This window comes from Coprococcus sp. ART55/1 (assembly GCF_000210595.1).
Classification (GTDB): domain Bacteria; phylum Bacillota; class Clostridia; order Lachnospirales; family Lachnospiraceae; genus Coprococcus; species Coprococcus aceti.
In genome coordinates, this window is the sequence record NC_021018.1 from 746,722 (window position 1) to 759,903 (window position 13,182).

Consider the following 13,182-nt stretch of genomic DNA (forward strand, 5'->3'; position numbering starts at 1 on the left):
CAACTGTTTTGTTCAAGGATTCACCAAGTGTTGGTACATTTATCCAGACATGGGGAATGAATCTCCCTGTTGCACTGCTCTGGCAGCTCTGCTATTGCGGACCACTTGTGAGATTGATATTTAGAACTATATTTAAGAGACAGCTTGCGGGTTCTGGCTGTGTAGAGCCATCCAAAGAACCTCAGCCAGAGTTATAATTCTCCGTTTTGGAGAGTTTTGCCTAAAGTATAGACAAAGGCTGGGCGAGGTGTTACAATCCGTTCAAAGCATAGGTTTCAAGTCGAAGGTTTCTATGAGTCCGAACGTAAGAAACGGACCATTCCAACGTATCTATAATTTGCGAATTTCTCATGCTTTTATATCACATTTTTCATAAGAGCAGGAATAATATTCTGGCTGATTTTTTGAAGAAGAATAAGGCGGAGATTTTGCGTATGAATATATTTGAATATGATCAGGAAAAGCATATGAGGCAGACATATGAAGAAACGAGGGGCTGTGTATGAGTGAGAAATACATAACGCTGGATGGATTGTGTCAGCAGCTTTCAATATCGAGGGCAACGGGGCGGAACTGGCTCAGACTTGGGAAAATTGAATCACAGGGCATAGATCCGGCCGGTCAGATGTATTTCACAGAGGAGTACGTAAGTAATCTGAAACAGTCACTGGAAACTGGCGAACGAAGGTCGCTCAGAAGCCGGCGGAATAAGCGGTATGTGTCCGGCAAAGGATTGTATGACAGATATGTGTCAGACATTTGCGAGAGTACAGACACAGTAAAAAGTCTGGTGGATAAGCTGGAGAGGCAGAATATATGTGTGACTGAGATGGTCATGAGAACTCTGCTGGCGGATTGTGCACTCAAGCTGCTGGTAAGCAGTGGTGAGATTACTGTTGACAGAGAAATATTCCCTGCATATATAGATGGAAGCTTGACAATTGGTGTATGGAGTGCGCTGATCGATGATATAATTCAGGACAAAAAAGCAGCATTATCATGGGCAAATAATAACAAAAATCTTATGGACACCAATTACTATTATCAAAAGGGGGAGGACGTACTTGGACTTCTCTATATGTCTATAAGAGATGCAGGCAGCCGGAAGGCGGCTGGTTCATATTATACGCCGACAAAGGTAGTAAGAACGCTGATAAGTGATGTGACCGGTGATATGGGAAGCAGAATATCTGAGGGCGGTAAGCGATTATTCGATCCATGTTGCGGAACCGGCAATTTCCTTATACAGCTTCCGGATGATATAGAACTAAATAATATATATGCGTGCGATATAGATGAACTCAGTGTACAGCTTGCGAGGTTCAATCTGGCACTTGGGAGATTGTCCGGAAGAAGACATGTCAATGTGGACGAAGCGATCCGGACAATATATGAGCACATAGAGCGCAGAGACTTCATTTCAGAATACAGGAATGATTCAGAATGTGGTGGGGATGATAAGAAGCTCTTGGCTGATCCGGGATATGACATCATCATCGGTAACCCGCCGTGGGGATATACATTTGACAGGGAGACACGGACATTACTCAGGAAAGCATACAGAACTGCAGCCGGAAGGGGCGTGGAGTCGTCTGATGTGTTCGTGGAGTGTGCGCTGAAGCTGTTGACAGATGAAGGAGTTCTTGCATTTGTGCTGCCGGAGGCATTGTTAGATGTACATAATCATAAGACGATCAGGGAGATCATAGCCGAATCGGCAAATGTGAGCCGGGTGAGTTTCCTTGGCGATGCATTCTATGGTGTGCAATGTCCATCGTTGGTGCTGCAGCTTGAAAAGAGTTCTGATCCTGGACATAGCAAAGGTGCGGTGATAGAGAGAGACGGCAGAGAGTTTGTTGTAGGAACGGACAGGCCGCTTGGCAGTGAGAATTTTATGCTTAGGCTCACTGATGATGAGTACAGGCTGCTTTGCAGAATAGAAAATACAGATAACTGTGAATTTCTGCGTGGACAGGCAGATTTTGCACTGGGAATAGTGACCGGGGATAATGCGAAATATGTGTCCACAGAATGCGGAGAGGGAATGGAGGCAGTGATAACCGGAGCAGATGTATACAGATACAGATGCGGAAAAACGGAAAAATATATGTATCCGGAACTTACCCTGTATCAGCAGGCGGCGCCGCTGGAGCTTTACCGGGCTCCGGAGAAACTGATCTACAGGTTTATCAACAGACAGCTTGTATTTGCATATGACGACAGGCAGAGGCTTACGTTGAACAGTTGCAATGTGGTCATTCCACATATACCGGGACTTGATATGAGATATATCATGGCGATACTCAATTCAAGGGTGGCGCAGTACATATATGAGAAGCGGTACAACGCAGTGAAGGTTCTGAGATCCCATATAGAGAATATTCCTGTTCCAGTAGCAGACGAGGAGACACAGAGACGCATAATCTCAAAGGCAGAAGAGCTTATGGCAGAAGAACTTATCACAGAAAGTTCTGTGAATTCAGAAATGCAGACGTACAAGACAGGTAAAGACCATTTGCAGCGATACAGATTGTATGAAGAGATAGATGACATTGTTAGGAAGCTGTACTCAGTTACCGATGAAGAGTACGAGTTCATAAAGCAGTCTTTATCCGGTGACAAATATATGTTATAAAAATAATATACTTTAATTGATCAGGAAGAGGAAGAGACTATGAATAATATACTGCTTATAAACGATATGGCTGGTTATGGAAAGGTTGCACTTTCTGCGATGATCCCTATTATGTCCAATATGAAATTCCAGGTGTACAACCTGCCGACGGCATTGGTGTCCAACACGCTTGATTACGGAAAGTTTGATATTCTGGAGACGACCGGATATATGAAGAACAGCATGAGAGTGTGGGGTGAGCTTGGATTTACATTTGACACCATAGCAACCGGATTTCTTGTATCGGAGGAACAGACCAGGCTTGTGGCTGAGTTCTGTGAGAAGAAGAAAGACCAGGGTGCGTTTATATTTGTCGATCCGATCATGGGCGATGACGGAATCCTGTACAACGGTGTTACGGAGAATACGGTTGGCTATATGAGACAGATGTGCAAAGTGGCGGATCTCATAGTGCCAAACTGCACAGAAGCAGCATTTCTTGCCAGCAAATACACTGACAAGAGGATACTGACCATGGCGGAGGCCGAAGATCTGGCACATACGCTTCACGGATATGGAGCAAAGACCGTAGTTATTACCAGCGTGAATATAGATGGACAGACAAGCACTCTCCTGTTGGATGGCGAGACAGACAAAATGAACGTGTTCCCATATACAGAGATTCCTGTGAGATTTCCGGGAACCGGTGATATATTCTCTGCTGTGCTTATCGGAAAGTACAGAGGCGGACACAGCATAGAAGACAGTGTGCAGTCAGCCATGAAAGTGGTGGAGAAGCTTATAGCCTTGAACAAGGACAATGTTGACAAGTACAAGGGAATCCCTCTTGAACAGTACATAGAGGTGATAACGGAATGAGCAGACCGCAGATCAAGATAACACTCATAGACCGCAAAGGCCCTCACGGCTGCCACAGGGGGCATAAGATAGGTGACAGCTACGATTTTGATACTGAGCGAGGGCAGCTCTGTCCCATGGCCATGCATGTGGCATTTCCATATGTGGATATTCTTAGATATGGTGGAACCATCCCGGGAAATGAGCCGGGAACTGTAGTGTTCTGTTGTCCTGATGTGGACACGATCAATGTGTTCAGGATAGAGGTTGTCCAGCCTGAGCAGGATAAGAATTGACAAATAAACGGCAAAGAGACAGCTAAAGAAGCGGTGTAGCAGCAGAAAAAAACTCCCTGATATAATATAATACTCTGTAAGTAAGACGGATGTATTTATCAAGTATGGGAGGTGGCACATATGGCAGGATGCAGAGCGCATTACAATATATATGCATGGATAATTGCTGTGGTTATGTGCGTCTCATATCTTGGAGTTTGTGGGCTTTACAACCCGAATGTCAGGAATTATTCTGCGCATTCGGTATCATTGCTTGGTGAGAGTCGGGGAATAGACGCCGGGAACAACGATGTGCTCATGGTTGACAGTTCTGCGGGGCTTGTGATCCAGACAAGAAACATACGGACTGGAAATTCAGAAGAATCCATAGACGATACATGGATGCTGTCGGCGGTTCTTGCGGCATTGCTGTTGAGTCTGATATTCTGTGTATGTGCATCTGCAGGCAGATATCCCGAGATGACAAACAGCCGCAGATGGATACTTCTGGAATATATACACAGGTCAGACGGGAAAAAGCGCGCCTTCATTGGAATTTAAATAAATAAGATTACCAGTGAAGGAGAGATAATTATGGCAATGGATATATTGGCTTATACATTTGGGGTTATAGCACTTGCAGCAGCAATCAAATGCTTTGTGGACGAAAACTGGGGTGAGAAGATGCACCGTGAATCAGAGGATATCACGGCTCCAGATGCAAAAGACATGACTCAGGATAAGAAGGCAGCTTAGATGATAAGCAGTTTAACCAGACAATAAAATAGAGAGAAATTAATGATCCCACAGATATTACTATGGATATCTGTGGGATCATTTTTATTTTTTCATCCGGTTAAGCTCCGGTATTACGGTTAACAGCATTGTGAAAAAGCATGCGCTTCCTCCGAGTATATTTGATATAGGTTCAGCCATGAATACGCCATTTGTTCCGAGATGGAAAGCATACGGCAGCAGGTATGTAAGAGGGACTACGATGATCGCCTTTCTGAGCAGAGAGAAGAAAATCGCCTGCTTTTTCTTGTTCAGCGATTTGAAAGTAGTCTGGCCGATATACTGAAGCAGCATAAATGCAAATGCAGCGAAATATATTTTGAGAGCCGGGATGGAGTCACTTATAAGTGAACTGTCTGAGCTGAATACAGATATAAGTGCTCCCGGAGCAATCAGGATGATTCCCCATGCTATGACCATATATATCACTGCAAGCAGAGACATGATGGCTATGGATTTTTTGACATGATCGGGCTTTCTGGCTCCATAATTGTAGCTGATGACTGGGGAAGCACCTTCGGCTATTGACCAGATAGGAGTTTCGACGATCTGTCTGACGCTTGACACGATGGTCATGACTGACACATAGACATCGCCTCCGGTACGTGACAGGACACTGTTACAGCATATTGATACAAGGCTGTTTGTGAGCTGCATCACAAATCCAGCGGTTCCCAGACTGACAATATCCTTTGCATATGTCACACACTCCCTGAATTGTCCCAATGAAAGCAGCTTTACCTGCAATTCGGCTTTGTTCTTCAGAAAGTAGAGGACAAAAGCGGCAGACATGATCTGCGATATCACGGTGGCTATGGCCGCACCTCTGACGCCGAGATGTAGGACAAATATAAATACGGGATCGAGAATACAGTTGGCGGCAGCACCGACGGCCACTGTCAGCATACCTGTTACAGAATATCCCTGTGCATTGATGAATGGGTTCATGCCTGTTGATACCATGGATGGCAGAGTGCCAAGCAGATATATCATCATATATGGGTACGCATATGTGAGTGCGCTTTCCGATGCTCCGAACAGGACCAACAGCGGTCTTGCAAATATCATACCGACAGCCATGAGAATAATGGCAGCACCACATAACATAGTGAAGGCTGTATTCATTATGGTATCTGCGGTTTTATCATCCCCCATCCCTCTTCTGATTGAGAACAGAGGAGAACCGCCACTGCCAAACAGATTGCTGAAGGCAGTGATTATGATGGTGATCGGGAAACAGAGACCGACTCCGCCGAGAGCAGCGGTGCCCACATCAGGTATTCTTGCTATGTAGATCCGGTCGATCACGTTGTACAGCAGACTTATGAGCTGAGCCACTAGCATAGGAATGGCCACACCGAGTATATTTTGAGTTATCTTTCCATTTTCAAAGTTTACTCTTTTCATAGATTTCATTCCTTACAAAATGTATTGAATAGTTTACTTTCATATAATAGAACTGCAGTTAAAAATAATCAATAGACGTATATGGGGGTGTGTTATAGATATGAAACTACCTTCTCAATCATATTTTGTTTAAAGTGATTAAAAAATAATTAATATTTAACTAAATTAAGTTTGACTATTAGGTAGAGCTTAACTAATATGAAAACAGAAATGTATAATGTATATAGAACAAATGGAATGACAGGAGACAATATTATGAAGATCAAGCCAAATGATGTTATGATCAGGTATACAGGACGTATTGATTGGACAGATGCGGAGAAGCCGGTGTGGGTATATCCTTGTACATCTGCGGAGATGAAATTTACGGGCAATACTCTTAAGATAAAGGTGTCCAACAGGAATAACTATTGGGACAATTATCTTGGATGTATAATCGATCAGTCGCAGAGAAGTTATCTTTTAAATAAAGAGGGAATTACGGAACTTGATATAGTTGTTCCGGATAACGATACAAATGAACATCGTGTGCTGTTCTTCAAGAGACAGGATGCATGTCATGAGGTAACTATACTTGAGTATGAGATCGGAGATGGGGAGAGACTTCTTCCTTTGAAACCGCTGTCAGGCAGGCGAATAGAGGTGTATGGAGATTCGGTGTCAGCGGGTGAAGTATCTGAGGCTGTCGACTATGTTGGAAAGGAAGACCCGGTACACAATGGCGGTTATTCTAATAGCTGGTATTCGTATGCGTGGATTACTGCAAGAAAGCTGAAAGCACAGATTCATGACATAGCCCAGGGAGGGATAGCTCTCATGGACAGGATAGGATGGTTCCAGGAGCCGAATCAGATTGGCATGGAAAGTGTGTGGGATAAGGTTCACTACAACCCTACATTTGGTCCGGTGACACAGTGGGATTTCTCCCAGTACACACCTCAGGTTGTTATAGTTGCTATAGGACAGAATGACAACCATCCGTATGATTTTATGAAAGATGACTATAACGGCAGGCAGGCGGAAACGTGGCGTGACCATTACATGAAATTTCTGGGAAAACTCAGGAAGACATATCCGGATGCACACATAATCTGCTGTACCACACTTCTCTGTCACGACTGTTCATGGGACAAGGCTATAGATGAAGTGGTTGACACTATGAATGATAAAATGATAACTCATTATGTATATGGAAGAAACGGATGCGGCACGCCAGGACATTTGAGGATACCGGAGGCGTGTGAGATGGCAACGGAGCTGACCGAATATATAGAAGGTCTCGAAATTGAGGGGTGGAATTAAATTATATCCTAACTTAGAGGTAAGATAGGATTATTAATGAGCTGATGTTCAAATATGGAGGATGAACCATGGAAAATTATGATCTTGAAAGAATAAAATCAGTTATACAGCGCGCCCAGAGTGGACAGGAACTTACAATAGGTTTCCTTGGCGGTTCGATAACGCAGGGAAGTCTGGCGACGGAGCATGAAAATACTTATGCATACAGGGTATACAAGTGGTGGTGTGATACATTTCCACAGGCAAAGTTCAATTATGTGAATGGCGGAATAGGCGGCACAGACTCATACTATGGTGTGTCCAGGGCTGTGACTGATGTGCTCATGTACCAGCCGGACTTTGTGGTTGTGGATTTCAGTGTAAATGATGTGGATAACATATACTGTGAAGAGACCTTTGAAGGTGTGCTGAGAAAATTGCTTTGCTGGTCATCAAGACCGGCGGTGGTGGTGCTCAATAACGTTTTCTACGACACGGGTGTAAGCACCCAGGATATTCACAACAGACTTGCAGATCACTATGGAGTGCCACATGTGAGCGTGCACGACACCATATACAGGCGGATGAAGGCGGGAGATTATAACAGGATCGACATAACCCCGGATGGACTTCATCCAAATGATAAGGGACATGGTCTGGTAGCCGGTGAGATAACAAAGTTTCTTGAGAGAATTATGGATGATCTCATACAAGATGAGAATTTGACTGATGACTCAAATACGGATGCCGCAGATGCTGGCGCGGACACAGAGAATGATATCCAGGACGAATCAGCCTGCTCATGTGTACTTCCGGCACCTGTTACCGCAAATGCTTATGAGTATGCAAAGAGGCTTACCATACGCGAGATATGTCCTAAGCTTTCAGGGTTCAGGGCTGATACTCATGAGAAGATGGGACACCTTGATCATTTCAAGAATGGATGGACAGGTGTACATGCCGGTGATAGCATAACATTTGAACTTGAGGGAAGTTGCATAGGAATACAGTACAGAAAGACAATATCAAGACCTGCTGTCAGGGCTCAGGCTGTGCTTGATGGGGACGTCGAGCATCCGGTTTTATTGGATGGCAATTTTGATGAGGACTGGGGTGACTGTCTGTATATAGAGCCTGTGCTTCATCATGGTGAGAAGAAGAAACACACACTTGAGATAACGGTTCTTGATGATGAGTGTGTGGGTACAACACCATTCTATCTTATGTCCATAATAGTTGCATGATAAGTATGTGATTAAGAGAATGACAATGTTCAGATTGGCATAGATATTTGAAGAATTAAATTAAAATAAACAATATTGTGTATTGCAATATTGGGGATAGAGGACTATTATTAGCTCAGATGTACAAAGAGGTACTGCAGAATCTTGCAGTGCCTCTATTTTTTTATGATGAATTTTATATCCGTACAGATTTTTGAGGAGGATGATATTATGACACCGATGAACAATGCAGATTATCTTATCAGATTGCAGCACGCAGATGAACTTGACGCTATGAAGGCAGCAAAAAAGGCAAGCGGACTCACATATGAGGCGCTGGCAGAGAAAATAGGTGTGAATAAAGTATGGCTCGCATCAGCATTTGAGGGACAGCAGTATGTGCCTGAAGAATATTGCGATAAGCTTGCAGAAGCACTGGGAATAGATAAGTCAGCCACGGCATTTCTCGCAGAGCACCCATATAAAGGCAACACGGATCCTATTCTCTACAGACTTCATGAGGTCATTGATACATATGGCCCTGCCATCAAGGACATAATCCACGAGCAGGGCGGAAATGCCATCATGAGTGCCATCGATTTTGGCCTTGACGTGGATGTGACTGAGGATGCCGAGGGCAACCACAGAGTCATCATCAAGTTTGACGGAAAACTCCTGCCATATGCCAAGAAAGGACAGTATCCTTGGTAGAGTTGATGTGTTGACATTACAACTGTTGTAAGGTTTAATATCATGTGGGGACGGAGAGGACAGGTACCTCCGTCCCCATCAACATGAAAGACGAGGACATACATAATGGAGAAGAACCTTACGACCGGAAGTGTGCCAAAGACGATGGCATATTTTGCACTGCCCTATCTATTATCTTATTTTCTACAGACTCTATACGGGATGGCGGATCTGTTCATCATAGGGCAGTTCTGTGGCAATGATGCCGGAGCCACCACAGCGGTGGCAAATGGTTCCCAGGTCATGCATATGCTCACGGTGATTTTGGTTGGTCTTGCCATGGGAACAACTGTTGTCATAGGAAAAGCAGTGGGAGCAAAAAAGCTTCAGGATGCCCAGGCTGCCATCGGAAATACAGTCACCATCTTCATGATAATATCAGTAGTACTTACAGTAATGCTGCTCATTTTTATAAATCCAATAGTTGCAGTTATGGATACCCCGGAGGAGGCTGTCAAAGGAATCACGGATTATCTGATAGTATGCTTCATAGGAATTCCATTTATAACAGCATACAACGTGATAAGTTCGGTATTCAGAGGACTTGGAGATTCTAAGAGTCCTATGTATTTCATTGCGGTTGCGTGTGGCCTTAATATAGCACTTGATTACATATTTATAGGTGCCTGTGGCATGGGACCTCTTGGCGCTGCTCTTGGAACGACGCTGGCACAGACCTTCAGCGTTATAATATCATTTGTGGCGATAAAGAGAATGAACACAGGGCTGAGACTTACGAAAAATGATTTTGTTCCGAGAAGATCTGTGCTCGGAGAGATCGTAAAGATAGGTCTTCCGGTGGCTGTTCAGGATGGCTGTATACAGATAGCATTCATCATCATAACCGTCATTGCGAATAAACGTGGTGTAAATGACGCGGCGGCAGTGGGTGTTGTGGAGAAGATGATAAGCTTTATCTTCATAGTTCCATCGTCAATGCTCGCCACAGTGTCGGCACTTGCCGCACAGAATATTGGCGCAGGAAAGCATGACCGGGCGGAGCAGATACTAAGGTATGCGCTGGGGATCATAGTGGTATACGGAGCCATAACTATTGCGGTAGTTGAAATATTTGCACCGGAACTTGTGGGACTCTTTAGTAAGAACAAAGTAGTTGTAGCGATGGGAGTTCAGTATATCAGCAGTTATATAGTGGACTGCGTATTTGCGGGAATACATTTCAGTTTCACCGGATATTTCTGTGCCTATGGCAAATCCTATATAGGGTTTATTCACAATATGATAGCCATAGTATGTGCAAGAATTCCGGGATCATATCTGGCATCTGTCATGTATCCAGACACCCTGTTCCCGATGGGATTTGCGGCACCGGCTGGATCATTTATATCCATAGTGATATGCGTGGGAGCATTTGTGTGGATGAAGAGGAGCGGTACGCTGTATAAGGCCAACTTATAAGAGATATGTATTTGGTGATAGGAATGTTTATTGTGCGTTCATTTCGTAAAGGTATTATGATCGTTCGGATACAAGTGGCAGTTCATTGATCGTCAGTCGTGAGGAATATCATGGAACCTACCGTCCAGCTCCTCGGTCTTGACCACGTTGATAAATGCGTGCTCATCGATCCCACGGATCATCGGTATGAGCTCACGCTTCGCTTCCGAGTTGATGACGGAGTAGATGAGGGTTTTCTCCTTCTCCTCGTAACATCCGACACCCTTGAACAGAGTAGCGTCATGGTGAGTCAGGTCGCTGATGGCGTGGTAGATCTCATTTGACTTGTCGGAGATGATGAACAACGTTTCTTTCTTATATCTCTTATACAGAAGCTGGATCACCTGCGTGCTGCAGAACTGGTAGATGATGGAGTACAGAGCCTTTGACCAGCCGAACAGTGCGCCGGCTGCGATCAGCATTACGATGTTTCCGAGCAGTATGTAGTTCCACGCATCTATACCCTTCTGGTGAGACAGGAATATGCTGATGAAATCAGTTCCTCCGGTGCTGGTCCCAACGTTCAGGCACAGGCTGATGGCGAGTCCGTTGATGAGACCGCCGAACAGGCTTACAAGCATTATGTCGTCCGTGAATACATATGGTGGCAGAATATCCACAAATATACTCGACAGAAGTATGACTATGATCGAATAGAGGGTAAATCTTTTGCCGATATATTTGTATGATATGTATGTAGGAAACAGATTCAGCCCGATGTTGAATACTGCAAAAGGCACGCTTATGTGCAGGAATTTTATTCCTATGTTCTGGAGCAGCAGAGATGCTCCGGAGAACCCGCTTGGAAACAGCCCTGCGGTTTTGGCAAAGCATCGGAGATTCCATGCGTACAGTATAGATGCAAATACGACGATGAACAGGCGAAATACCTGATAAAATCTTGGGTGTTTTAACTCTAGAGATTGAAACATAGCGGTACCTCCTTTGTAAGTGTCACTGTAAAATGCAGTTAATTTTCAAATGGGCGGACCCTCAAAGTAACGCCTAAATCCTTGCATATCTGACGGCACTTCTCGATCTTGTCCTCGGGCATGACCTTTTCAACAACAGTCATGACAACATTTGGCACGTATCTTTTCGACAGAACGGCAAATTCCTTTATGGCCTCATATGACTGGATTCCGTAGCGGGATCTGGTGAGCTCAAGGAACTCCTTTTCGTCAGGAGCGTTCAGGGATATCGATACCGTGTCAATCCGTCCCTCAAGCTCAGGGGTAACATCCCTTCCATATATAAGATTTGCAAGTCCGATGGTGTTGAGGCGGACTTTGAGATTTGGGTATGTATTTTTCAGTGAATCGATCACCGCGCATACGTCTTCAAGTCTCTCAAGAGGCTCGCCAAATCCGCAGAATACAAGCTCATTTATGACATTCAGGTCATATTTAGAGAAAAGCTTCAGAACCTCCTCAACGGAAGGCTCGCCATCCTTCAGCCAGAGAGTATTGTTTTCCTGTTGCTTTTTTGTCTGTCTGAGGCAGAACACACAGCTGCAGGGGCATTTGTTTGTCATGTTTACATATATATTTTTGCCTGTGAGATCCCCGCTCTTTGCAATGTCGAGGTAACCTTCCTCACCGACCTTTCCGGTTACAGTGTATAAAACCATAGTTAGTATCTCCAATCGTTTAAGTTATTCATCTGTCAGGTCTTTCATGTACATCTCAAAGCACAGTCCCCAGTTCTCCGGGACATTGTTCTCAACGCAGTAGCTTATGCACTTTGATACATAAGAGGCGGCCTTTTTCACGGATTCATAGACGCTGTGTCCGTTCATATACATACCCGCAATGACAGCTGCGATCACATCTCCGGTGCCGCTCCTGTCGCCGCCGATCCTGTCAACCATGACCATCTGGAAATCCTCATCCTTGTTGTAGATGAAGTTGGCTATCTGAGTCTTATTGAAGTGTATTCCTGTCACAACGATATGTTCCGGTCCCTGCTCTGCCAGAGCCATGCACATTTGCCTTAGCTCGTTCACGGTCACAGTGTGCTCCGGATATGGAAGATCAAGGAGGGTGCAAAGCTCCGTCAGATTAGGAGTGATAATGTTGGCATATTTTACAAGCTCCTTCATCTTGCTGCACATAGACGCGGTATAGGTTGGGTACAGCTTGCCGTAGTCACCCATGACGGGATCGACGATAACAAAATTCTTCTCGTTTTTAAAGTATTTGATAAAGTCGATAACTATATCAACCTGTTCCTCGGAGCCGAGAAATCCTGTGGATATGGCATCGAACTGCAGATCCAGATCCTTGTAGGTCTGGATGTAATCCCGCATCTTCGGTGTGTAGTCATCAAAGTAAAATATAGGAAACTGTGTATGTGTAGATAGTATTGCCGTCGGCACAGTGACAGCCTGGATCTTCATGGCGGACACTATCGGCGCCATGACAGCAATGGAACATCTTCCGAATCCTGTAACATCATTTATTAGAGCGATTTTTTTCTGCATCTTAGTTCTCCAAATTCAATAAATATAGTAGATTTTATC

Annotated in this window: 13 protein-coding genes and 1 pseudogene; 10 read left to right on the forward strand and 4 right to left on the reverse strand. The window is 44.4% G+C overall.

The features are described 5' to 3' along the window. The 6 genes and pseudogenes from CCU_RS03605 to CCU_RS03630 form a co-directional block, all read left to right on the forward strand. A pseudogene (locus tag CCU_RS03605) lies at positions 1-197 on the forward strand (DUF2798 domain-containing protein); the annotation flags it as partial. Positions 198-502: 305 nt separating this feature from the next. Further along, a complete protein-coding gene (locus CCU_RS03610; protein ID WP_015533604.1) occupies positions 503-2,635 on the forward strand; it encodes a TaqI-like C-terminal specificity domain-containing protein in 2,133 nt (710 codons plus the stop codon). Between the two features lie 39 nt (positions 2,636-2,674). Beyond that, positions 2,675-3,493, forward strand: a complete 819-nt coding sequence (locus CCU_RS03615) for a pyridoxamine kinase (RefSeq protein WP_015533605.1) — start codon at positions 2,675-2,677, stop codon at positions 3,491-3,493. After that, on the forward strand, positions 3,490-3,768 hold the full coding sequence (locus CCU_RS03620; RefSeq protein WP_015533606.1) for a TIGR04076 family protein: 279 nt from the start codon (positions 3,490-3,492) through the stop codon (positions 3,766-3,768). The genes CCU_RS03615 and CCU_RS03620 overlap by 4 nt, the downstream gene beginning before the upstream one ends. Before the next feature lie 120 nt (positions 3,769-3,888). Next, the gene (locus tag CCU_RS03625; protein ID WP_015533607.1) at positions 3,889-4,308 is read left to right on the forward strand and encodes a hypothetical protein; all 420 of its coding nucleotides are present in this window, start codon (positions 3,889-3,891) and stop codon (positions 4,306-4,308) included. A gap of 33 nt (positions 4,309-4,341) precedes the next feature. Then, the gene (locus CCU_RS03630; protein WP_015533608.1) at positions 4,342-4,503 is read left to right on the forward strand and encodes a hypothetical protein; all 162 of its coding nucleotides are present in this window, start codon (positions 4,342-4,344) and stop codon (positions 4,501-4,503) included. An 84-nt stretch (positions 4,504-4,587) separates the two neighbouring features. Here CCU_RS03630 and CCU_RS03635 read toward each other — a convergent pair whose 3' ends face one another. Continuing rightward, positions 4,588-5,949 (reverse strand): MATE family efflux transporter, encoded by a 1,362-nt coding sequence (locus CCU_RS03635; protein WP_015533609.1) that lies wholly within the window; start codon positions 5,947-5,949, stop codon positions 4,588-4,590. A 255-nt stretch (positions 5,950-6,204) separates the two neighbouring features. On the opposite strand from CCU_RS03635, the gene CCU_RS03640 reads away from it, so the two are divergent. The 4 genes from CCU_RS03640 (at position 6,205) to CCU_RS03655 (ending at position 10,622) form a co-directional block, all read left to right on the forward strand. Then, positions 6,205-7,251 carry a GDSL-type esterase/lipase family protein gene (locus CCU_RS03640; protein ID WP_015533610.1) on the forward strand — a complete coding sequence of 349 codons (1,047 nt, stop codon included), beginning with the start codon at positions 6,205-6,207 and terminating at the stop codon, positions 7,249-7,251. Positions 7,252-7,319: 68 nt separating this feature from the next. Then, on the forward strand, positions 7,320-8,474 hold the full coding sequence (locus CCU_RS03645) for an SGNH/GDSL hydrolase family protein (RefSeq protein WP_015533611.1): 1,155 nt from the start codon (positions 7,320-7,322) through the stop codon (positions 8,472-8,474). A 210-nt stretch (positions 8,475-8,684) separates the two neighbouring features. Then, on the forward strand, positions 8,685-9,164 hold the full coding sequence (locus CCU_RS03650; protein WP_015533612.1) for a cyanase: 480 nt from the start codon (positions 8,685-8,687) through the stop codon (positions 9,162-9,164). A gap of 105 nt (positions 9,165-9,269) precedes the next feature. After that, on the forward strand, positions 9,270-10,622 hold the full coding sequence (locus CCU_RS03655) for an MATE family efflux transporter (RefSeq protein ID WP_015533613.1): 1,353 nt from the start codon (positions 9,270-9,272) through the stop codon (positions 10,620-10,622). Positions 10,623-10,714: 92 nt separating this feature from the next. Here the strand turns inward: CCU_RS03655 and CCU_RS03660 are convergent, their stop codons facing one another. From CCU_RS03660 to CCU_RS03670, 3 genes are read right to left on the reverse strand one after another with little or no spacing between them, the layout of a single operon-like run. Further along, positions 10,715-11,593 carry a YitT family protein gene (locus CCU_RS03660; protein WP_015533614.1) on the reverse strand — a complete coding sequence of 293 codons (879 nt, stop codon included), beginning with the start codon at positions 11,591-11,593 and terminating at the stop codon, positions 10,715-10,717. A 38-nt stretch (positions 11,594-11,631) separates the two neighbouring features. Next, positions 11,632-12,291 carry a TatD family nuclease-associated radical SAM protein gene (locus CCU_RS03665; RefSeq protein WP_015533615.1) on the reverse strand — a complete coding sequence of 220 codons (660 nt, stop codon included), beginning with the start codon at positions 12,289-12,291 and terminating at the stop codon, positions 11,632-11,634. A gap of 24 nt (positions 12,292-12,315) precedes the next feature. Beyond that, the gene (locus CCU_RS03670; RefSeq protein WP_015533616.1) at positions 12,316-13,143 is read right to left on the reverse strand and encodes a pyridoxamine kinase; all 828 of its coding nucleotides are present in this window, start codon (positions 13,141-13,143) and stop codon (positions 12,316-12,318) included. Positions 13,144-13,182: the final 39 nt, after the last annotated feature.

Coding starts and splice junctions, on each gene's coding strand:
- CCU_RS03615 (WP_015533605.1), top strand. CDS start 2,675: ATGAATAATATACTGCTTATAAACGATATGGCTGGTTATGGAAAGGTT.
- CCU_RS03660 (WP_015533614.1), bottom strand. CDS start 11,593: ATGTTTCAATCTCTAGAGTTAAAACACCCAAGATTTTATCAGGTATTT.
- CCU_RS03635 (WP_015533609.1), bottom strand. CDS start 5,949: ATGAAAAGAGTAAACTTTGAAAATGGAAAGATAACTCAAAATATACTC.
- CCU_RS03640 (WP_015533610.1), top strand. CDS start 6,205: ATGAAGATCAAGCCAAATGATGTTATGATCAGGTATACAGGACGTATT.
- CCU_RS03610 (WP_015533604.1), top strand. CDS start 503: ATGAGTGAGAAATACATAACGCTGGATGGATTGTGTCAGCAGCTTTCA.
- CCU_RS03665 (WP_015533615.1), bottom strand. CDS start 12,291: ATGGTTTTATACACTGTAACCGGAAAGGTCGGTGAGGAAGGTTACCTC.
- CCU_RS03630 (WP_015533608.1), top strand. CDS start 4,342: ATGGCAATGGATATATTGGCTTATACATTTGGGGTTATAGCACTTGCA.
- CCU_RS03670 (WP_015533616.1), bottom strand. CDS start 13,143: ATGCAGAAAAAAATCGCTCTAATAAATGATGTTACAGGATTCGGAAGA.
- CCU_RS03620 (WP_015533606.1), top strand. CDS start 3,490: ATGAGCAGACCGCAGATCAAGATAACACTCATAGACCGCAAAGGCCCT.
- CCU_RS03625 (WP_015533607.1), top strand. CDS start 3,889: ATGGCAGGATGCAGAGCGCATTACAATATATATGCATGGATAATTGCT.
- CCU_RS03650 (WP_015533612.1), top strand. CDS start 8,685: ATGACACCGATGAACAATGCAGATTATCTTATCAGATTGCAGCACGCA.
- CCU_RS03645 (WP_015533611.1), top strand. CDS start 7,320: ATGGAAAATTATGATCTTGAAAGAATAAAATCAGTTATACAGCGCGCC.
- CCU_RS03655 (WP_015533613.1), top strand. CDS start 9,270: ATGGAGAAGAACCTTACGACCGGAAGTGTGCCAAAGACGATGGCATAT.